Origin of the sequence: Pantoea sp. RIT413, from assembly GCF_003057675.2 — a bacterium.
GTDB lineage: Bacteria > Pseudomonadota > Gammaproteobacteria > Enterobacterales > Enterobacteriaceae > Pantoea > Pantoea eucrina.
Genome location: NZ_QBJB02000001.1, coordinates 262,991 through 282,094, shown reverse-complemented (window position 1 = coordinate 282,094; position 19,104 = coordinate 262,991). Strand labels below are relative to the sequence as shown.

Annotated in this window: 17 protein-coding genes; 8 read left to right on the top strand and 9 right to left on the bottom strand. The window is 59.6% G+C overall.

Annotated features, from left to right (window positions below; genetic code table 11):
- Positions 1 to 84 precede the first annotated feature (84 nt).
- Together DBY66_RS01335 and DBY66_RS01330 are read right to left on the bottom strand one after the other, a co-directional pair.
- Positions 85 to 1,302: an ROK family transcriptional regulator gene (locus DBY66_RS01335; protein WP_094110910.1), complete on the bottom strand. Its 1,218-nt coding sequence runs from the start codon at positions 1,300 to 1,302 to the stop codon at positions 85 to 87.
- A gap of 135 nt (positions 1,303 to 1,437) precedes the next feature.
- Positions 1,438 to 2,334 (bottom strand): LysR substrate-binding domain-containing protein, encoded by an 897-nt coding sequence (locus DBY66_RS01330; RefSeq protein WP_108569334.1) that lies wholly within the window; start codon positions 2,332 to 2,334, stop codon positions 1,438 to 1,440.
- Between the two features lie 128 nt (positions 2,335 to 2,462).
- On the opposite strand from DBY66_RS01330, the gene DBY66_RS01325 reads away from it, so the two are divergent.
- The 5 genes from DBY66_RS01325 to DBY66_RS17765 all read left to right on the top strand — a co-directional run bounded on the left by DBY66_RS01325 (position 2,463) and on the right by DBY66_RS17765 (position 6,046).
- A complete protein-coding gene (locus DBY66_RS01325; RefSeq protein ID WP_233499558.1) occupies positions 2,463 to 3,668 on the top strand; it encodes an MFS transporter in 1,206 nt (401 codons plus the stop codon).
- 147 nt (positions 3,669 to 3,815) lie between these two features.
- Positions 3,816 to 4,067 (top strand): hypothetical protein, encoded by a 252-nt coding sequence (locus tag DBY66_RS01320; RefSeq protein WP_108569336.1) that lies wholly within the window; start codon positions 3,816 to 3,818, stop codon positions 4,065 to 4,067.
- A gap of 243 nt (positions 4,068 to 4,310) precedes the next feature.
- Positions 4,311 to 5,495: a sugar transporter gene (locus DBY66_RS01315; protein WP_094110957.1), complete on the top strand. Its 1,185-nt coding sequence runs from the start codon at positions 4,311 to 4,313 to the stop codon at positions 5,493 to 5,495.
- A 117-nt stretch (positions 5,496 to 5,612) separates the two neighbouring features.
- Entirely contained in the window at positions 5,613 to 5,936 is a 324-nt protein-coding gene (locus tag DBY66_RS01310; protein ID WP_108569337.1) for a hypothetical protein, read from the top strand.
- A gap of 11 nt (positions 5,937 to 5,947) precedes the next feature.
- Positions 5,948 to 6,046, top strand: coding sequence for a YoaK family small membrane protein (locus tag DBY66_RS17765; protein WP_139239671.1), 99 nt, complete (start codon positions 5,948 to 5,950; stop codon positions 6,044 to 6,046).
- Positions 6,047 to 6,085: 39 nt separating this feature from the next.
- On the opposite strand, the gene DBY66_RS01305 is transcribed toward DBY66_RS17765, so the two are convergent.
- Entirely contained in the window at positions 6,086 to 7,360 is a 1,275-nt protein-coding gene (locus DBY66_RS01305; RefSeq protein WP_104084987.1) for an MFS transporter, read from the bottom strand.
- Positions 7,357 to 8,778 (bottom strand): M20 family metallopeptidase, encoded by a 1,422-nt coding sequence (locus tag DBY66_RS01300; RefSeq protein WP_104084988.1) that lies wholly within the window; start codon positions 8,776 to 8,778, stop codon positions 7,357 to 7,359. The genes DBY66_RS01305 and DBY66_RS01300 overlap by 4 nt, the downstream gene beginning before the upstream one ends.
- 145 nt (positions 8,779 to 8,923) lie before the next feature.
- Between DBY66_RS01300 and DBY66_RS01295 the strand changes: the two genes are divergently transcribed.
- Positions 8,924 to 9,838, top strand: a complete 915-nt coding sequence (locus tag DBY66_RS01295; RefSeq protein ID WP_071668836.1) for a LysR family transcriptional regulator — start codon at positions 8,924 to 8,926, stop codon at positions 9,836 to 9,838.
- On the opposite strand, the gene DBY66_RS01290 is transcribed toward DBY66_RS01295, so the two are convergent.
- Entirely contained in the window at positions 9,828 to 11,414 is a 1,587-nt protein-coding gene (locus DBY66_RS01290) for an ABC transporter substrate-binding protein (RefSeq protein WP_199559912.1), read from the bottom strand. The two genes, DBY66_RS01295 and DBY66_RS01290, sit on opposite strands and share 11 nt — an antisense overlap.
- A gap of 124 nt (positions 11,415 to 11,538) precedes the next feature.
- Here DBY66_RS01290 and pepT point away from each other — a divergent pair, with 124 nt between their 5' ends.
- Positions 11,539 to 12,771 (top strand): peptidase T, encoded by a 1,233-nt coding sequence (gene pepT, locus DBY66_RS01285; protein WP_071668838.1) that lies wholly within the window; start codon positions 11,539 to 11,541, stop codon positions 12,769 to 12,771.
- 33 nt (positions 12,772 to 12,804) lie between these two features.
- Here the strand turns inward: pepT and DBY66_RS01280 are convergent, their stop codons facing one another.
- Both DBY66_RS01280 and DBY66_RS01275 read right to left on the bottom strand, forming a co-directional pair.
- Complete coding sequence (locus DBY66_RS01280) at positions 12,805 to 13,590, bottom strand: transporter substrate-binding domain-containing protein (RefSeq protein ID WP_039384421.1); 786 nt, start codon at positions 13,588 to 13,590, stop codon at positions 12,805 to 12,807.
- Positions 13,591 to 13,603: 13 nt separating this feature from the next.
- Positions 13,604 to 14,770, bottom strand: coding sequence for a methionine aminotransferase (locus tag DBY66_RS01275; RefSeq protein WP_039384423.1), 1,167 nt, complete (start codon positions 14,768 to 14,770; stop codon positions 13,604 to 13,606).
- A gap of 128 nt (positions 14,771 to 14,898) precedes the next feature.
- Between DBY66_RS01275 and DBY66_RS01270 the strand changes: the two genes are divergently transcribed.
- A complete protein-coding gene (locus DBY66_RS01270; RefSeq protein ID WP_108569339.1) occupies positions 14,899 to 15,741 on the top strand; it encodes a LysR substrate-binding domain-containing protein in 843 nt (280 codons plus the stop codon).
- Here DBY66_RS01270 and DBY66_RS01265 read toward each other — a convergent pair.
- Together DBY66_RS01265 and DBY66_RS01260 are read right to left on the bottom strand one after the other, a co-directional pair.
- On the bottom strand, positions 15,738 to 17,408 hold the full coding sequence (locus DBY66_RS01265) for a methyl-accepting chemotaxis protein (protein WP_108569340.1): 1,671 nt from the start codon (positions 17,406 to 17,408) through the stop codon (positions 15,738 to 15,740). The two genes, DBY66_RS01270 and DBY66_RS01265, sit on opposite strands and share 4 nt — an antisense overlap.
- A 158-nt stretch (positions 17,409 to 17,566) precedes the next feature.
- A complete protein-coding gene (locus tag DBY66_RS01260) occupies positions 17,567 to 19,090 on the bottom strand; it encodes a carboxylesterase/lipase family protein (protein ID WP_104084993.1) in 1,524 nt (507 codons plus the stop codon).
- Positions 19,091 to 19,104: the final 14 nt, after the last annotated feature.

Sequence of the window (19,104 nt, the reverse complement as noted above, 5' to 3'; positions counted from 1 at the left end):
GCATGGATAGCCTGCGAAGAAGGCAGTGTAGGTAATTGACGCCGCCGGATGCTTGCGTTAGCGCAAACTTAAGGTGGGCTGTAGTTATCCCTGCAGCAGTTTAATCAGCAGATGACCGTTATAGAGGGCATCTTTGATCAGCGCTGCCGCCCCCAGCGTACCGGGATCGCTCATTAACGCAGGCACCAGCTCCAGATCGCGGCTGTAAGCGGGCAGCGCCTGCTGCCGGATAGTGCTGTTTATGGCGGGGAAAAGTACGTCTGCCGCCTGATTGAGTGGCGAACCGATAAGAATTTTTTGCGGGTTGAAAATATTCACCATCATCGCCAGCATACGCCCGACGTGATGCCCCACGCCGGCAATCGCATCGTGCGCCAGCCGGTCACCCTGCTGCGCAGCGCGGCAGAGGTTTTCCAGCGTCAGCGGCTGCTGATGCAGCGGGCTGTCAGGCTGTAGCGCCAGCCGCTGCTGCGCCAGCTGCAGCAGACTGGAAGTGCTGGCCACGGTCTCCAGGCAGCCGTGATTACCGCAATAGCACTGCTGGCCCCAGGGATCGATCTGGGTATGCCCTATCTCCACCAGCGCACGGCCGCTTTTATGCAGCAGCTGACCGCCACTGATGACCCCTGCGCCTACGGTCTCATCAATAACAATCTGAATAACATCCTGCGCGCCGCGCGATGCGCCAGACTGCGCCTCTGCCAGCGTCCACGCTGAGATGTCATGCTGCACAAACACCGGCAGGCCGGAACGCTGCGCCAGCGTTTCGCCCAGCGGCATATCCTCTACATCATAGCCCGGCATACGATGAACCACGCCGGAGGCGGCGTTGATAAGACCCGGGGTGGTGATAGCGATAGCTGTCAGACGCTCCAGCCGCTGCTGATGCCGGATAAAGAACGCATCCACCAGCGTCTGCAGCGTCTGCAGCAGCGGCACGTCAGACGTCACGGGCAGCGGCAGGCGATCCTCTTCCAGTGCGCGGCTGCTTAAATCGCGCAGCGTCAGCGTGATTGCGCCGGGCTGAATACGTATCGCCAGATAGTGCCACGCCAGGGTATCAAGCACGAGACCAATCGCCGGACGACCGCGGCTGCCCGGCTCCTGAAACTCCGTTTCCTGCACCAGATGCGCATCCAGCATTTCGCGTACAATTTTAGTAATGCTGGCGGGTGCCAGCTGCGCCCGTCTGGAGAGTTCAATACGTGATATCGGCCCATGCTGGTCAATCAGACGGTAGACTACGCCTGCGTTAGTCTGTTTGATGTGGTCAATATGACCAGGCTGACTCTCCCGATTCACACCCTGCTCCCGGATATTTTCGCGCTTCTAAATAAACATTCGCTATGGTGAGGCACTTTGCCGGAGAGCGTTAACTATTTGGCTGGAAATGTGACTGGTCGCACAGATTGTTCGGCTCCGTCTGCCCTGATTGCGTCAGATTTCAGCGTTTTCCAGCATCAGCGCCTGCATGTTGCGCATCTGGGCGGTGGGTTCCCGCAGCGCTGACCAGACCAGCCACACTTCCGAGCGCGCATCGCTCTCCTCCAGCGGGATCCAGATCAGATCGGCGAGCCGCGCCCGGGCAAACGCAGCGGGCAATACCGAGATCCCCAGCCCGGTCGCTACCAGTCCCAGAATCGTCATCGCCTCACCCGCCTCCTGCGTGATAACCGGGCTGACGTGATAGCGATGCAGCAGGGCCAGAATGTCACCGTAGAGCGCCGTACCGCTCTGCGCGTCAAAGAAGATAAACGGCTCCCCGGTCAGGGCGCGAACGGAGAGGCTGCGGTGCTGCGCCAGCGGATGATCGCGGTGCATCACCGCATATAACGGCTCCCGCAGCAGCAGCTGGTAATGCAGATCTGCCGGCAGCGGCGTATTGCGCATCACACCCAGATCGAGCTGGCCATCAAGCAGCGGCGTCAGCTGCTGGCGGGTGTTGTGCTCCTGCATATGAATATGCACTTCCGGCCAGCGCTGGCGAAAACGAAACAGCGCATCGGAAACCAGTCCGGTAAACGGGGCTGATGAGGTGAAACCGATGCGCAGTTCGCCCTGCTGCCCCTGATGAATGCGTGCCGCCCGGTCAGCGCTCTGGTTTACCTGCAGCAGAATAGCGCGCGCATCCTGCAGAAAAGCGGCACCGGCCGGCGTCAGCTGTACGCTGCGATTGGTGCGCATCAGCAGTCGGGCCTGAATGCTCTGCTCCAGCTGCTGGATCTGCTGGCTGAGCGGCGGCTGAGAAATATTGAGGCGCCGCGCCGCGCGGCCAAAATGCAGCTCCTCAGCGACAGCAATGAAATAGCGCAGGTGACGCAGCTCGATAGCCATATTTTTAACATATCAGTTGAGAGGATTAATATATTGTACATCTCATTAACGCCTTTCTACAGTAAATCACTCTCTCTCAATAAGGATATCCTGTGAGCCGCCTTACCTCGCTGATATGGCGTAACCCTATCGACGTCACTGCTGACGCCACCCCGTCCCGCATCGGGCGCGACTCACCGCAGTTCCTGCCGGTGACGCTGGCGCTGTTTTCTGCCGGCCTTGCCACTTTTGCTCTGCTCTACTGCGTCCAGCCTATTCTGCCGGTGCTGTCGCAGCAGTTTGGCATTACGCCGGCGCAAAGCAGCATCTCGCTCTCGCTCTCTACCGGATTGATGGCGCTGGGGCTGCTGTTTACCGGTCCGCTTTCAGACGCTATTGGCCGTAAGCCGGTGATGGTAACGGCGCTGATGCTGGGGGCGCTGTGTACGCTGCTGTCGGCGATGATGCAGAGCTGGCACGCCATTCTGCTGATGCGGGCGCTGATCGGCCTGTCGCTCAGCGGCGTGGCCGCCGTTGGCATGACCTATCTGAGCGAAGAGATGCATCCCCGGGTGGTGGCTTTTTCGATGGGACTCTATATCAGCGGTAACTCCATTGGCGGCATGAGCGGCCGTCTGCTCACCGGGGTGATCACCGATCTCTTTTCCTGGCGAATCGCTATTGGCGTCACCGGCTGCTGCTCGCTGGCGGCGGCGCTGATGTTCTGGAAAATCCTGCCCGCCTCGCGTCACTTCCGCCCCGCCTCGCTGCGCCCGCGCCATCTGCTGATCAACTTCCGCCTGCACTGGCGCGACGGCGGGCTGCCGCTGCTGTTTGCCGAAGCCTTTCTGCTGATGGGCGCGTTTGTCACCCTGTTTAACTATATTGGTTACCGGCTGATGAGTGCGCCGTGGACTCTCAGCCAGGCGGTAGTAGGATTACTGTCGCTGGTCTATCTCACCGGCTCATGGAGTTCGCCAAAAGCAGGAGCCCTGACCGGCCGCTTTGGGCGCACGCCGGTGATGCTGAGCGCTATCGCTATTATGCTGGCCGGACTGCTGCTGACGCTGGCGCCCACCCTGTGGCTGATCGTTCCCGGCATGCTGCTCTTTACCGCCGGTTTTTTTGCCGCTCACGCCGTTGCCAGCGGTTGGGTGGGAACCCGCGCCCGGCGCGCCCGAGGCCAGGCCTCTTCACTCTATCTGTTTAGCTACTATGCCGGATCCAGCCTGGCCGGTACGGCGGGCGGCCTGTTCTGGCATAGTTACGGCTGGCCGGGCGTCACGTTATTTATTACGCTGCTGCTGCTGCTGGCACTGCTCACCGGTTTTCTGCTGCTGCGCCGCCGCCTCTGACCCGCGCTTATGGCCAGGCGGAGCGCCCCGGCTCCGCTTCTGCCACCTTTCTCCAGGTCCACCTGAAACAAAACTGCAATTCATCGTTATAATCTTTTCTATTCCAATAATAGTCAGACGTTTTTTTTTACAGCAATGAGGTGGTTAATGGCGCTTTTTTACTATGTTGATAAACATGCCGGGTATAACAATAATCATGTGGTGCACGCAAAAGGCTGCCCGTTCCTCCCTGCCGACCCTGCGCGGCGCTTTCTTGGCACTTTTTATGCGCCGAACGCGGCGATCCAGCAGGCGCGTAAATTCTATCCTGGCGCCATGGGCTGTGAGCACTGCTGCCCGGTGGGTGTAAAAAAAAACCTGACCCCCTATAATAGCGTGGCCCTGAAACATATGGTGTGACTCTGATAATTCTGGTCTGAAGTCACACTGTTATAAATAAGGGTTACGTCGCCACTCTGTCAGCCCTGAATTCCGCGCTTTTCCCCGTCAGCGGCTGATGCCGGTAATAAACAGAGGAATAAAAAAGCCTTAGCAGGTTTCCATCTGCCGGTTCATCAGCCACAATAGAGATAATTTGTGACGCGGATCACCTTTGAGGCGTCTCTGCTCCCGTTAACCTGCTGTCTGACTAATTTGAACTTCATGCAAACATCTACCGTTTCCCGTAAAACAGCCTGGCTACGCGTTGTCCTGCTGGCCATTGCGGCGTTTGTCTTTAATACCACTGAATTTGTCCCGGTCGGCCTGCTTTCTGATATTGCAGCAAGCTTTACGATGAAAACGGCAGATGTGGGGATCATGCTCACCATTTATGCCTGGGTGGTGGCGCTGCTGTCGCTGCCGCTGATGCTGCTGACGCGCAACGTTGAGCGGCGTCTGCTGCTGGCGGTGCTGTTTATTCTCTTTACCGGCAGCCACGTGCTCTCAGCGTTTGCCTGGGACTTCCGCTCTCTGGTGGTGTCCCGTGTCGGGATTGCGCTGTCACACGCCGTGTTCTGGTCGATTACTGCCTCGCTGGCTATTCGCGTGGCACCGGCGGGTAAGAAAACGCAGGCGCTGAGTATGCTTGCCACCGGAACCGCACTGGCAATGGTTCTGGGGGTGCCTATCGGGCGCGTAATCGGGCAGTATCTCGGCTGGCGCACCACGTTTGGCATGATTGGCCTCTCGGCGCTGGTGCTGATGATCCTGCTGGTGCGTGTGTTACCGCGGCTGCCCAGCGAGCATACCGGCTCACTCAGCAGCGTGCCGATGCTGTTCCGCCGTCCGGCGCTGGTGACGATGTATCTGCTGGTGACGCTGGTGGTCACGGCGCACTACACCGCTTATAGCTATATTGAGCCCTTTATGCAGGTGGTAGCGAACGCGGATGCCAATTTTACCACCCTGCTGCTGCTGCTGTTCGGCTCTGCGGGCATTCTCGGCAGTATTCTGTTCAGTACGCTGGGTAACCGCTTCCCGTCTGCGATGTTAATCGCTGCTATTGCGCTGATCACGCTCTGTATGGGACTGCTGATTTTTGCAGCGGTGCGCCCGACCGCCATTATTACCCTCTGTATTATCTGGGGCATGGCGATGATGATGATCGGACTGGCGATGCAGGTTCGCGTGCTGTCACTGGCCCCGGATGCCACCGATGTGGCGATGTCGCTCTTCTCCGGTATTTATAATATCGGTATCGGAGCCGGCGCACTGCTCGGCAGCCAGGTCAGCCAGCATCTGCAGCTCTCAGACGTGGGTAACGTCGGGGCGCTGATAGGGCTTTTCTCGCTGTTCTGGTGCGTGGCGATTTTCCGCCGCTATCCGCAGTTACGCTCTAATGGCTGACTGACTGACCGGCAGCTGCAGGGACGCACGCTGCCGGATCCCGCTTTTTGTATTACGCCTCGCATCCTGTCCGTTTTGCCCTTTATAATCCCACTGACTCTCTCCGCAGGGACCGTTATGAACAGTAAACGAGTAACGCTGATTCTGTCGCGCGCCGTCAGCCACGTCATGCTTGAGGATATCCGGGCGATTGTGCCAGCCGCTGCGCTGAGCGTTTTTATCAATACCCTGGATGAAACCCGCTACGCCACGGTTGAGTGCCTGCAGAGCGAAGAGAACTGTGCGCTGCTCGCCTCCGCTATTATGGTCTGGCGTCAGCTCGGGCAGATTCAGCACATTGACTACCATAAAGGCGATCGCCTGCGGCAGATCGCGGATGCAACGCAGTTTGAACTGTTCAGCATGATGAAAACGCATCGCGCGCTGCTCCGGCTCGCTTAATAAGGATTGCTATGAAGATTGGTTTGCTGTTTCCCATTGCCATTATTGTTGCCGGCGTAACGTTTCTGGCCTGGTTTATCGCCAGCGGTGCAGCGGTGCCGGGGTCGTAAAGCGGCACCGCTGCGGCGGCAGCAGCCGACGTCTGCGCCTTAACGGATATGCTTCTGGCTAAAGAGCAACGCCGCGCCGCTCAGCAGCGACATCGCCATCAGATAATAGCCCGGTGCCAGGCTACTTCCCGTCCAGCTAATCAGCAGCGTGCAAATCAGGGGCGCAAAGCCGCCAAAGAGGGTAACGGCGACGTTATAGCTGATCGCCATGCCGCTGGCGCGCGTGCCCATCGGAAAGAGATCGGCCATCACTGAAGGCACCACGGAGAAGTAGACCGACTTCAGCAGCGCCATCCAGCAGACCAGCAAAATCAGCGTCACCGGCGTGGTATGGTTCGCTAACAGCCGGAACGCCGGCCAGATGGTAACCATTAACAGTATCAGCGATCCCCACATCAGCGGTGCGCGGCCAACGCGCTCCGCCCACAGGCCCATCAGCGGCGTCACCAGCGTCAGGATCACCCCGCCCAGCAGCGTAGCGGTAAAGGCCGCGCTGCCTGAAAGGTGGAGATTTTTGGTCGCCCAGGTCGGCACATAGTTCAGCATGTAGTTAACCGCCGTCGAGATTACCATCAGGCCAATCGCCAGCAGCATCAGCTGCTTCTGGCGCCCGAACAGACGCTTCAGCGGCGCGGGCTCCGGCGGGCGGTCGGCAAAGCTTGCGGGCTCATGCACATGGCGGCGGATATAGAGACCCAGCGGACCAATCAGCAGCCCAAAGGCAAACGGAATGCGCCAGCCCCACGCCTGCATTTCACTTTCGCTCAGCAGCTGCGTCAGCCCCAGCCCAAACGCAGAGGCCATCAGCGTACTGGCTCCCTGGGTCGCGAACTGCCAGCTGGCAATAAAGGCTTTGCGCTCGGGATAGTGCTCCACCAGAAAGGCCGTCGAGCTGCCAAACTCGCCGCCAGCTGAAAATCCCTGAATCAGCCGCGCTACCAGAATCAGCAGCGGCGCCAGCAGCCCGATGTGCGCATAGCCCGGCATAAAAGTGATGATCGCCCCGCCCAGCATCATCAGATTGATTGAGAGCAGCAGCGCCCGCTTGCGTCCGTGGCGATCGGCGTAGTTACCCAGCACGATTGCCCCCAGCGGGCGGATCAGAAATGAGACGCCAAAACTGCCAAAGGTCAGCAGCAGCGAGACCGCCGGATCGCTGACCGGGAAAAAGGCGTGGGCAATATAGCTGGCAAAAAATCCATATACCGCAATATCAAACCACTCCAGGGCGTTGCCGATGCAGGTGGCAAACAGCGTTTTATGCAGCGCAGGTTTACTCCCCGCGAGCGTGGCGGCCGGGTTCAGGCTGCTCATTGTGCACCTCCTGCTCTGGCACGATGCTGTGCAATAAGCGCGTCACCCCGCTCGCCCAGATCCCACAGCAGCGCGGTCATGATCTGCAGCCCTTCGCGCGCCACCGGCGTCAGCAGATGCTCATTGACGCCATGCTGCCCGCAGGCCGGATAGGAGTGCGGCACCCAGAGCGTCGGTAATCCCAGAATGTCCGCAAACACATCGTTCGGCAGCGATCCGCCCAGATTCGGCAGAAGCGCCGGAGGCTGCTCACACAGCGCCGTCATGGTATGCATGACCCACTCCACCAGCGGATCGGTCGGATCAAAACGCGTTGCCGGCGATCCGTGCAGCACCTCAACCTCAACGTCAGTAAAGCCTGCGGCGGCAAGGTGAGCCGTAACGTGCTCGCCCAGCCGCTGCCAGTCGGTTCCCACCACGAAGCGCAGCTGGCATACCGCCGTGGCGCTGGCGGGGATAGCATTCATCGGGCGTGCCGGATTGCCGGTGATAAAGGTCAGCACTTCCAGCGTGTTCCAGCCATAAAGGCGTTCGGCAGGCGTCAGCCCCGGCTCCCCCCAGTTGCAGGCAAGCGCAGGATCGCCCGGCATGCCGCCCACGCGGATGCTGCTCAGGATCGCACGCACCGCGGGCGTCAGAGAGTCAGGTTTCAGCGCGGCGACCTGCAGCTCACCGCGGGCGCTTATCAGTGCTGCGATCGCATGGGCGAGCCGGGTACCGGGGTTACTCAACAGGCCGCCCCAGTTGCCGGAGTGACAGGCGTTGTCGCGCGCGTTGATAGTGAGACGAAAATTTACCGCGCCGCGTGAGCCGAGAAACAGGGTCGGACGGGGTGCGCTGACGCGCGGTCCGTCTGACGCGATAAAGAGATCGGCCTTCAGCAGCGCAGCATGTTCCCGGCAGAGTTCCGCCAGGCCCGGCGAGCTAATCTCCTCACCCATTTCAAACAGCAGTTTGCAGTTAAAGCCGAGCCGGCCGCCCCGCGCGTGCCAGACCTGCTCCAGCGCCGCCAGATTTATGCAGTGCTGGCCTTTATTATCCGCGCTGCCGCGCGCATACCAGCGATCGCCCTCTGCCGTCAGCTGCCAGGGATCCAGATCGGCGCGCCAGTTTTCATCGTCACCAAAGACCACATCGCCGTGACCATAGCTCAGCAGCGTGGGCAGCGTCGCCGCTTCCATACGGATGGCAACCAGGAACGGCGGCTTATCCGCCAGCGGGTTGGCGATAAAGTGCAGCTCAAAACCGAGCGCGCTCAGCTGCGGGCCGATCTCCTCGCGCAGGTAATGCGCCAGCTGCGGCGCACGATCTGGTCGCTGACTCTCCGTGCGCAGCGCCACGCGTCTCGCCAGCAGCTGCTGAAACTCACCGCTGTCGAAGTAGCGCAGCGCGGCTGATATCGCCCGATCTCGTGTCATGTTTGCATCTCTGTTTGCGTTATTGTGCTGACATAGTTACGAAATCACTGCTTTGCCACAATTATCAATTTATCGAGTATGCTTTGCTTTTACAGCAAAGCTTCCCTGCCCGTTTCTGAGGCATGCACTATCATGAGGCACGTCGATGTTAAGCACTGAACTTCGCTATTTTCTGGTGGTTGCCCGGGAAGGATCGCTCAGCGCGGCCAGCGCGCAGCTCTACGTGGCCGTTTCCGCTATCAGTCGTCAGATACAGCGGCTGGAGACGCAGGTTGGCACGCCGCTGTTTCAGCGCCACGCGCGCGGGATGGTGCTGACGGAGGCGGGGGAAATCTTTGCGCATCACGTGCGAAAAACGCAGCTCGATATGGAGTATGCCCTGGCGGAAATCAACGGATTACGTGCGATGCGGCGCACGCTGATCCGCGTGGCCTGTACCGATGGTCTGGCGTTCAGCCTGCTACCGGCTCTGATCGCCGCGTTTCGCGCTGACCACCCGGCCACGCTGTTTGAGGTACAGGTGGCAGACGCACAGGGTGTGGCAGAGCAGCTGCGTCAGGGCGCGTGCGATATTGCGCTGCAGTTCAGCCTGCGTGCTGAACAGGGAGTGGAGGTTATCGGCTCCTGGCCTGCGCCGGTGTTGCTCCTGATGCAGCAGCAGCACCCGCTGGCCGCAGCGTCCGCTATTACGCTGGCGCAGCTCAGCCACTATCCGCTGGCGCTGCCGCAGCAAAATACGACCGTACGCCAGCTGTTTGAACTGGCGAGCCACATGAGCGGCCAGCTGATTGAGCCGGTGTTAACCTGCGACAACTTCTCGGCGCTGTTTAACTTTCTGCTGCAGACGCCGCAGGCGGTGACAATCTGCAGCGCCTTTACCGTACGCGGCCAGACCGGACGGCATCAGCTCGCCCTGCGGAGCATTAATATCGAACAGCTCAGTCAGCGTACACTCCAGCTGCAGGCGCAGTCAGGGCGGCCCCGCAGCGCCGCCCTGACGCTGTTCCTCGCGTTCCTGCAGCAGCAGCTGAGCGCAGAAGATCCAGCGCTTACTGCTTAATATCGACCGGATAGAAGTTGTGCTTGCCAAACGGATCAACCTGATAGCCGCTGACCGACTTGCGCACCGGTTCAAAAATAGTGGAGTGTGCGATCATGACCGCCGGCATCTGGTCATGCATCATCTGCTGCGCTTCCTGATAGAGCGCAACGCGCCGATCATGATCCTGCTCGGCGCGCGCGGCGGTAATGATTTTCTCAAACGGCTGATAGCACCACTTTGACGAGTTGGAGCCGCCATTCGCTGATGTGCAGCTGTAGAGCGGACCAAAGAAGTTATCCGGATCGCCGGTGGCGGTGGTCCAGCCCATCAGCGCCGCCTGATGCTCGCCGCTCTTGACCCGCTTAAGGTATTCGCCCCACTCATAGCTGACGATGCTGGCTTTGATACCCACCTGCGCCCAGTCCGCCTGAATCATCTCAGCCATCCGGCGCGCGTTGGGATTATAGGGGCGCTGCACCGGCATCGCCCAGAGTGCGATTTCGGTACCGGGTTTGATGCCCGCCTCCTGCAGCAGCGCTTTGGCCTGTTGCGGATCGTAGGCGTAATCTTTCAGCTGCTGATCCGCGCTCCAGACGCCCGGCGGCAGAATGTTTTTCGCTACTGTGCCGGTGCCTTTGAAGATTGCGTCGATAATCGCCTGTTTATTGATGGCCATTGCGAGCGCCTGGCGCACCTTCACATTATCCAGCGGCGCTTTGGTGGTGTTAAACGAGAGAAAACCGGTGTTCAGGCCCGACTTCTGCTCCAGCGTCAGATCGGGATTGTTGCGCATCTTATCGAGATCGGCCGGATTCGGGAACGGCATAACCTGGCACTCATTTTTCTCCAGCTTCGCCAGTCGCACCGAGGCGTCCGGCGTGATTGAAAATATCAGCCGATCCAGTTTTGCTTTGCCCTGCCAGTAAGCCGGGAACGCCTTATACAGAATGCGTGAATCTTTCTGATACTGCACCAGCTCAAACGGGCCGGTGCCAATCGGCTGCATATCAACCTTTTCCGGCGTGCCCGCCTTCAGCATTTTGTCCGCATACTCGGCGGAATGAATGGAGGCGAAATACCACGCCAGATCGGCGAGAAAAGGCGCTTCCGGGTGCGCCAGCGTGATACGCACGGTGTGATCATCTACGCGGTCAATGGCAGTGATGAGTTTTGCCAGCTCCAGGCTCTCAAAGTTCGCGTAGTTGCCGCCGGATACGGTGTGATAGGGATTTTTTGCATCCATCTGCCGCATAAAAGAAAAAATCACGTCGTCCGCATTGAAGTCGCGTCCCGGCGTGAAAAGTTTATTGCTGTGGAATTTTACGCCTTTGCGCAGATGGAAGGTGTAAACCCTGCCATCGGGGCTGATCTCCCAGCTTTCTGCCAGCGCAGGCTGTAAATCGGTCGTGCCGGGACGGAAGTCCACCAGCCGGTCAAACAGCGGTACGGCGCTGGCATCCACGCTGGTGCCGGAGGTATAAAGCTGCGGGTTAAAGTTTTCCGGGGAGCCTTCAGAACAGTAAACCAGCGTCTTCGCTGACACACTGCCCGCCACAGCCACGCCCAGCAGGCTTAGCGCCAGTTTGCTCATCATCATTTTCATACTGTTTCTCGCTTTTTATTGACTTATGTTGGTCTGCATCGCTATTTATTTCATTGATAACATGTTTTCACCGCCAGGCGTATCACCTGCGGACCCTTACTGATAAGGAATTGTGATGACAGACCAGCTTGCCCGGGAACTGACCCGGCGGTTTTATCGTTATCTGGCGGTCTCCAGCCAGAGTGATGCAAAGTCCACCACCCTGCCCAGTACGCCCTCTCAGCATGAGATGGCTGCGCTGCTGGCACAGGAGCTGCGAGACCTGGGGCTGCAGCAGGTCGAGATTGACCAGCACGCCACCGTAACCGCCGTTAAGCCCGGCAACACGCCTGGCGCACCCCGTATCGGTTTTATTACCCATATCGATACCGTGGACGTTGGCCTCTCGCCCGATATCCATCCGCAAAAGCTGACCTTTACCGGCGACGACCTCTGTCTTAATGCTGAGCAGCAAATCTGGCTGCGCGTGGCGGAACATCCGGAGATCCTGCCTTACCGCGGTCAGGAGATTATTTTCAGCGACGGCACCAGCGTGCTGGGTGCCGATAACAAAGCGGCGGTAAGCGTGGTGATGACGCTCATGGCGAATCTGCAGGGCGCGCACGGCGATGTCGTGGTCGCGTTTGTGCCGGACGAAGAGATTGGGCTGCGCGGTGCCAAAGCGCTGGATCTTGAGCGGCGTTTTAACGTCGATTTCGCCTGGACCATCGACTGCTGTGAGCTGGGAGAGGTGGTCTATGAATGCTTCAACGGCGCCAGCGCTGAGCTGGTGTTTAGCGGCGTGCCGGCGCATCCGATGTCAGGGAAAGGGGTGCTGGTCAATCCGCTGCTGATGGCGCATGATTTTATCAGCTGTTTTGATCGCCAGGCGACGCCGGAACAGACCGAGGGCCGCGAAGGCTATATCTGGTTTAATGAGATGCAGGCGAACGCCAGCCAGGCGGTGCTGAAAGCCTCCATTCGTGATTTCGATCTGCAGGGTTTTGCCGCGAAGAAACAGCAGCTGGCAACGGTTGCCGAACAGATTGCCGCCCGCTATCCCACCGGCAAGGTGGCGCTGACGATCGGCGACGTTTACAGCAATATCAGCAATGCGATTGGTGAAGATCGCCGCGCCATCGATCTGCTGTTTGCCGCGCTGGCGCAGGCTGGCGTGACGCCGAAAGTGATCCCGATGCGCGGTGGCACCGATGGCTCTGCGCTGTCAGCGAAAGGTCTGCTGACGCCTAACTTTTTTACCGGCGCGCACAATTTTCATTCGCGCTTTGAGTTTCTGCCGATCCCCTCATTTGTGAAGTCGTATCAGGTGGCGGAGGCGCTGTGCGCGCTGGCTGCCAGGCCAGCCTGACAGAGGGCAGGCGTTGCGCCTGCCCGCTCTTTATCAGGGCTGTTTGCTGGCGGTCACGTCAATGCCCGGAAAATATTTGGCTGCCAGCCGGGTCACGGTGCCGTCCGCCTGAACCTTGCTGATAGCTTCATCCAGCGCCGTTTTCAGCTGGCTGTCGCCTTTGCGCAGTCCATAACCGATGCCGGTGCCCAGGATAGCGTCATCCTCAACCGGTCCGCCGGCAAAGGCAAAACCTTTCCCCTGCGGCTTATCCAGGAAGCCGGACTGCCCGGCCGCCGACATCACCAGCGTGCCGTCCAGACGACCGGCGACCATATCGTTATAGACCTGGTTCTGATCCTGATAGGACGTTACCGTCACGCCCTGAGGCTCCCAGTGTTTCTTCGCATAGGTCTCCTGAATAGAGCCCTGCAGCACGCCGACCGATTTGCCTTTCAGCGCATCTGCTGAAGGCTGCAGCTTCTCGCCCGCTTTCACAATCAGCATGCTGGGAATACGGTAAATCGGTTTGGTGAAATCGATGCTTTTTGCCCGCGCCTCGGTGATGTTCATCGCGGAGTTAATCGCATCAAACTTTTTCGCCTGCAGCGCCGGGATCAGCGCATCAAAGCTGCTCTCCACCCAGCTGCAATTGAAGTTGCCGGTTTTACAGATGGCGTTACCCAGCTCAATATCAAAGCCTTCCAGCTCGCCGTGCGCGTTGCGGCTCTCAAACGGCGGGTATTGTGACTCCACGCCATAGCGCAGGCTGGTCTGCGCCAGCGTCTGTGCCGATGCGATCATGCCCAGTGCAATAAACAGCGCGTTTAGTTTTTTCATTATATGTCCTCTTTTACCCTGTAACCCGGCAGAGCGCAGCTGCGCCCGCCTCAAGTGTGGCGTCATCTTTAGCAAACGAAAGACGGATTAATCGGTTATCGGTGCCATCTGAATAAAACGCTGAGAGCGGAATGGTCGCCACGCCGTAATCAACGATAAGACGTTTTACCATTTCGCTGTCGCTCTCGTCACTGAAATCGCGAAAGCTCGCCAGCATAAAAAAGGATCCGCTGGCGGGCAGCAGCCTGAACGGTGACGCCTGCAGCAGCGTGGCCAGCCGGTCGCGCTTTGCCTGATAGAGCGCAGCGAGCTGCAGATAGTGCTCCGGCTGCGCGAGATAGCAGGCAAACCCCGCCTGCATCGGCGTGTCTGCCGCGTACATCATGAACTGATGGATCTTGACGATTTCTGCCATGATAGCAGCCGGTGCCAGCGCGTAGCCAACCCGCCAGCCGGTGACGTGAAAGGTTTTGCCAAATGACGAGACGATAACGCTGCGCTGCGCCAGTTCCGGATGGGTCGCCATACCGCAATGCTGACGGCCATCAAACAGAATATGCTCATACACCTCATCTGACAGCACAATAATATCGGTGTTGCGCGTCAGCTGCGCCAGCGCGCTCAGGTCTGCCGGCGTCAGCACCTGTCCGGTCGGATTATGCGGCGTATTAATAATGATCATGCGGGTACGCGGTGAGAGACGGGCGCGTACCTCATCCCAGTTAATGGCAAAATCGGGCTGCTGCAGCTTGATCCCTACCGGCGTGGCGCCCTGCAGGCGCACCACCGGCGCATAGCTGTCGAAGGCTGGCTCAAAAAAAATCACTTCATCGCCTGCGTGCACCAGGGCTGAAATCGCCATATAGAGCCCCTGGCTGGCGCTGCCGGTGATCAGCACTTCGCTGTCAGCATCATAATGCTGGCCATAAAGCGTGCGCACTTTTTCCGCCAGCGCGTTTTTCAGCGCCGGCAGGCCTGTCATCGGCGCGTACTGATTCTGGCCGTCGTGCATCGCCTGCGCCACCAGCTCCACCAGCAGCGGATCGCAGGGAAAATTGGGGGCGCCCTGCGACAGGTTAATCGCCTGATGGCGGGCCGAGAGCTGACCGATCACGCTAAAGATCGTGGTGCCCACATCGGGCTGTTTTGAACAGAGAGAAACTGGCGTGGTGATGCTCATTGCTGCGGCCTCGCTGACTGACAGAGTAAGATTGAAAGATCAGATCGTTATTCAACGCATAGCGCCTTGAGACGACAAGCGAATTGTCGTCATAATAGCCATGAGAAAATTGCATAGCTGAGGATGTTATGGCCTGTTCTGCTCCTCCCCTGACAGCGATTAACGCGTTTCTGGTGACGGCGCGCTGTCTCAATCTGACGCATGCGGCGCGCGAGCTGTACCTGACGCAGAGTGCGGTAAGCCGCAAAATTGCCACGCTGGAAAACTGGCTGGGCTTTGCGCTGTTTCAGCGCCATGCGCGTGGCCTGCGGCTGACTGAACGCGGCGCGGCGCTGCTGCCGGAGCTGCAGCAGAGCTATCAGCAGCTGCTGGCGGTAACGGAACGGGCGCGCCAGCCGTCGCAGACGCTGCGGCTGAAAGCGCCCAGCTGCATTATGCGCTGGCTGCTCCCGCGCCTGATTGCGTTTGAACAGCGCTACCCGGCAACGCATGTCGCGCTGACCACGACCCAGGAGCATCTCTCTCAGCTGGAGGAGTTCGATGCGGCGATTGTTTATGGTCTGCCGCCACCCGATGCGCTGCGGCTGTTTGATGAGCGTCTGACGCCGGTGCTGGCCGCCGGGATGGCGATCCCGCAGCGAATTGAAGAGATGAGCGCGCTGACGTTTCTGCATCCGACGCCAGACCGGCGTGACTGGCAGCACTGGCTGCAGCAGCAGCGGATTGAGCTGGTGATGCAGCGTAATCAGCATTTTGCCACGATGGATCTCGCTATCAGTGCGGCAATACAGGGGTTTGGTATTACGGTGGCGGATATCACGCTGATTGAAAACGATCTGCTGGCGCAGCGCCTGGTGACGCCGTTCCCCGGCAGCGTGGCAACCGGGGCGGCGTACAGTTTACTGCAGCGTCAGGATAAGCGCGCCCCGCCGCTGCTCGCTGAGCTGGTGTCGTGGCTCAGCCGTGCCTAAAAAGCGACCCACTCCTCACTGGCTGCGGGTTTCGCCGCCGGCGTAGCGCCAGCCAGCGCCGGACGACGCAGCGGAGCAGCGGAAACCGGCGGCGCATGATGAACCGGCGCGGCGGCAGAGAGGCGGAAACGCGCGACGGAGAGCTGCAGCGCTTCCGTCTGCCGCTCCAGCGCGCTCGCCGCCGCAGAGACCTGCTCAACCAGCGAGGCGTTCTGCTGCGTCACGCTGTCCATCTCCGTGACTGCGGTGCCAACCTGCGAGATCCCTTTACTCTGCTCTTCGGAGGCCGCGGCGATCTGCTTCATAATTTCGCTGACATCCTGCACGGACGTCAGGATCTGATCCATCGTGGTGCCGGCGCTGCTTACCAGCACGGAGCCTTTGTCCACCCGCTCCACCGAGTCGGCAATCAGGCTGGCAATCTCTTTTGCGGCTCCGGCGCTGCGCTGTGCCAGATTGCGCACCTCGCTGGCCACTACGGCAAAGCCGCGCCCCTGCTCACCGGCACGCGCCGCTTCAACTGCCGCATTGAGCGCCAGGATATTGGTCTGGAAAGCGATGCTGTTGATGACGCTGGTAATTTCAGCAATTTTCTTCGAGCTGCCGGAAATGCCCTGCATCGTGGCAACCACTTCGCCTACCAGCTGACCACCCTGCTGCGCGGTGCCGGTCGCGGTATCAGCCAGCGCGCTGGCCTGACGGGCGTTATCGGCGTTGAGTTTCACCGTCGCGGTGAGTTGCTCCATGCTGGCCGCGGTCTGTTCCAGCGCGGCCGCCTGCTCTTCGGTGCGTGAAGAGAGGTCGTTGTTGCCGGCGGAGATTTCCGACGCGCCGCGGTAGATATTATCTGTCCCGCTGCGGATAGCGCTGACGGCATCGCGCAGGCTCTCCTGCATGGCGCGCAGCAGCGGTATCAGTTTGCCCACGCAGTTGCGGCCTGCATCCTCAATTGGCTGGCTGAGATCGCCCTGCGCGATCAGCGTAAAGTGCTCGCGGATCCGCGCCAGCGGCCTGACCAGCATGCTCACCAGATACCTGTCCGTAAACAGCAGGATCAGCAGACCTGCCGCCACCGCCATCACGATGATGACTTTGGTCATGCCTGTCAGCCGGTCTACCGTGACCCGTGTTGCATCCAGTTTGCTGCCCGCGGACTGATTAAAGGTTTCGGCAGTGGCGCCAAACGCGCGGCTCAGCGCCGGCGTCACGCCGGTCGCCTGCGCTTTGTACGCTTCAGGCGTGCCCTGGCGCGCCAGCGCGACCTGCGGCGCAATGCCCTCATCCAGCAGTTTCTGCCAGCTGTTGATTACGCTCTGCGCTGTTGCCGGATCCATCGGACCGGGTGCCATCGCTTTAAACTGATCCAGCTGCGCTTTCATGCTGCTGAGCGCCTGCTCAACGGGGGCAAAGGCTTCTGTGCTGATTGCCGCGCCGGCGGTACGGCTCTCCATCACGCGCGACAGACGCGTTACTACCCGAAAATATTGATCGTTGCCTTTGCTCAGCACCGTCATCTGATTCACCAGCTGGCGATCGACCTCATTGCCTTTCCCCAGCGCATTCAGCGCATAAACGCTGAACAGACCGACGCCGCACCACAGCAGGCAAAACAGCCCGAGCAGCACCAGTAAAACCGCGCGAATCGTAAAATTTTTAAAGATACCCATACCTGTTCCCCTGGATTGATACGCGTTATCGCCCGATAAAATCGGGCATATTGCGGTTATCGGCAGCAGGCAGGGAAAATGTAACCGTTTTGTAAGCTAAATAAGCGCCAGCGCAGCGGGGGGGAACAACGCAATCGTGCGCCGGTCTGCTACCGGCATTACAGCTGCACGTGGCTGCGCATCATCAGCCGGAACAGGCGCAAACGGCGACGCATAAAGCGCTTTTTTAAAGTGGTAACCGCACGGCCCTGTTCACCAAACGCGAGCGTGACATCCTCTCCGGTGCGCCAGACGGGCCACTCCGTTTCATTGCGACCGCGCAGGCGATAGCTGAATTCAGTGGCATCCCTGGCAAACGCCACCCAGTATGCGCTTACCTCTGCCGCCAGGGTTTTGTCCGCGGCAGTATAAGGCCGGTTATCGGGCGGCGGCAGCGTCTCCAGCGCGTTAAACACATAGGGGATTTCATTACCGTGCCAGGCGCCGTGCGGGTAGAGATCGCGCGCATTTTCAGAAACATAGTCAAACCAGTAGCGCCAGACGGGCATGCCGGTACCGGACTGCGACTGCGCGATCAGCAGCGGCATGACGGTAAACGCCATGTCGCGTGCCACCGCGCGTCCCAGCAGCGCATCATCATGAATGTCGTATAACCATTTCAGCAGGCGATAAGTGAAGCGGTTCTTCTCGCGCATCTGCAGCAGCACGCCGCGCGCGTCGACCCCAAAATAGTTGAGTACGCTGGCTTCATCGCTGTTGCTGCCAATCATCAGCGGCACGCGATGCTGCCGGCCGGCGATAAAGGTGTCGAGCATCGGCTTTGGCAGCACGGCATCCCCGCTGATCGCCACCGGTCCCGGCGCCAGCGGCTGTGCCAGCGACCAGAATGCATCGCCGGGCAGCGCGCGCAGCTGTTCTGCCGTTGCGTTCTCCGGCAGTCCGAAGTGGGCGGCGACCTCTATTCCCTTCTGCCGCGCCTGCGGCTGCGTCAGATCGGGCAGACTGTAGCTGCTCTGGACGATGCCTTTGTGAAACAGCCCTTCTGCCAGCGGTGAACAGCAGAGAGAGAGTACGCTGCGGGCGCCAGACGATTCACCAAATAGCGTGATATTGCGACGGTTGCCGCCAAAGGCGGGAATATTGCGCTGGATCCACTGCAGTGCGGCTATCTGGTCGAGCAGCGCAAAGTTATTGACGGTTGCGCCCGCCTTATACTGCGCATCCAGCGCGGGATGTGAGAAAAAACCAAGATGGCCCAGCCGGTAGTTAAGGGTGACCACCACCACGCCCTGGGCGGCCAGCGCTTTACCCTGATAGGGATCCAGGCTGCCGGCACCGAGGGTGAAACCACCACCGTGCAGCCAGACCATCACCGGCAGCGGTGCGCCAGGCTCAGGATCGGGGGTCCAGATATTGAGATATAAGCAATCTTCACTGAAAGTGCCCGGATCGCCACCACCGATGCCGATGCAGTATTCGCGATTTTGCCAGCTCGCTGCTCCCCACGCGGTCGCGTCGCGTGCGGTTTGCCAGGGGGTAACCGGCTGAGGCGGCCGCCAGCGTAACGCGCCCGTCGGCGGCGCAGCATAAGGTATCCCTTTGAAAACATAGATGTCATCATCCATCAGGCCGCTGAGCTCGCCTTCTGCTGTCTTGATCCTCAGACGCGGTTCATTTTTCATATCGGGTTCCCTGA

Bases quoted from the DNA above. Each gene is read 5' to 3' on its own strand.
- DBY66_RS01330 (WP_108569334.1), bottom strand. From the start codon at position 2,334: ATGGCTATCGAGCTGCGTCACCTGCGCTATTTCATTGCTGTCGCTGAG.
- DBY66_RS01320 (WP_108569336.1), top strand. From the start codon at position 3,816: ATGGCGCTTTTTTACTATGTTGATAAACATGCCGGGTATAACAATAAT.
- DBY66_RS01315 (WP_094110957.1), top strand. From the start codon at position 4,311: ATGCAAACATCTACCGTTTCCCGTAAAACAGCCTGGCTACGCGTTGTC.
- DBY66_RS01310 (WP_108569337.1), top strand. From the start codon at position 5,613: ATGAACAGTAAACGAGTAACGCTGATTCTGTCGCGCGCCGTCAGCCAC.
- DBY66_RS17765 (WP_139239671.1), top strand. From the start codon at position 5,948: ATGAAGATTGGTTTGCTGTTTCCCATTGCCATTATTGTTGCCGGCGTA.
- DBY66_RS01305 (WP_104084987.1), bottom strand. From the start codon at position 7,360: ATGAGCAGCCTGAACCCGGCCGCCACGCTCGCGGGGAGTAAACCTGCG.
- DBY66_RS01300 (WP_104084988.1), bottom strand. From the start codon at position 8,778: ATGACACGAGATCGGGCGATATCAGCCGCGCTGCGCTACTTCGACAGC.
- DBY66_RS01295 (WP_071668836.1), top strand. From the start codon at position 8,924: ATGTTAAGCACTGAACTTCGCTATTTTCTGGTGGTTGCCCGGGAAGGA.
- DBY66_RS01290 (WP_199559912.1), bottom strand. From the start codon at position 11,414: ATGATGAGCAAACTGGCGCTAAGCCTGCTGGGCGTGGCTGTGGCGGGC.
- pepT (WP_071668838.1), top strand. From the start codon at position 11,539: ATGACAGACCAGCTTGCCCGGGAACTGACCCGGCGGTTTTATCGTTAT.
- DBY66_RS01280 (WP_039384421.1), bottom strand. From the start codon at position 13,590: ATGAAAAAACTAAACGCGCTGTTTATTGCACTGGGCATGATCGCATCG.
- DBY66_RS01275 (WP_039384423.1), bottom strand. From the start codon at position 14,770: ATGAGCATCACCACGCCAGTTTCTCTCTGTTCAAAACAGCCCGATGTG.
- DBY66_RS01270 (WP_108569339.1), top strand. From the start codon at position 14,899: ATGGCCTGTTCTGCTCCTCCCCTGACAGCGATTAACGCGTTTCTGGTG.
- DBY66_RS01265 (WP_108569340.1), bottom strand. From the start codon at position 17,408: ATGGGTATCTTTAAAAATTTTACGATTCGCGCGGTTTTACTGGTGCTG.
- DBY66_RS01260 (WP_104084993.1), bottom strand. From the start codon at position 19,090: ATGAAAAATGAACCGCGTCTGAGGATCAAGACAGCAGAAGGCGAGCTC.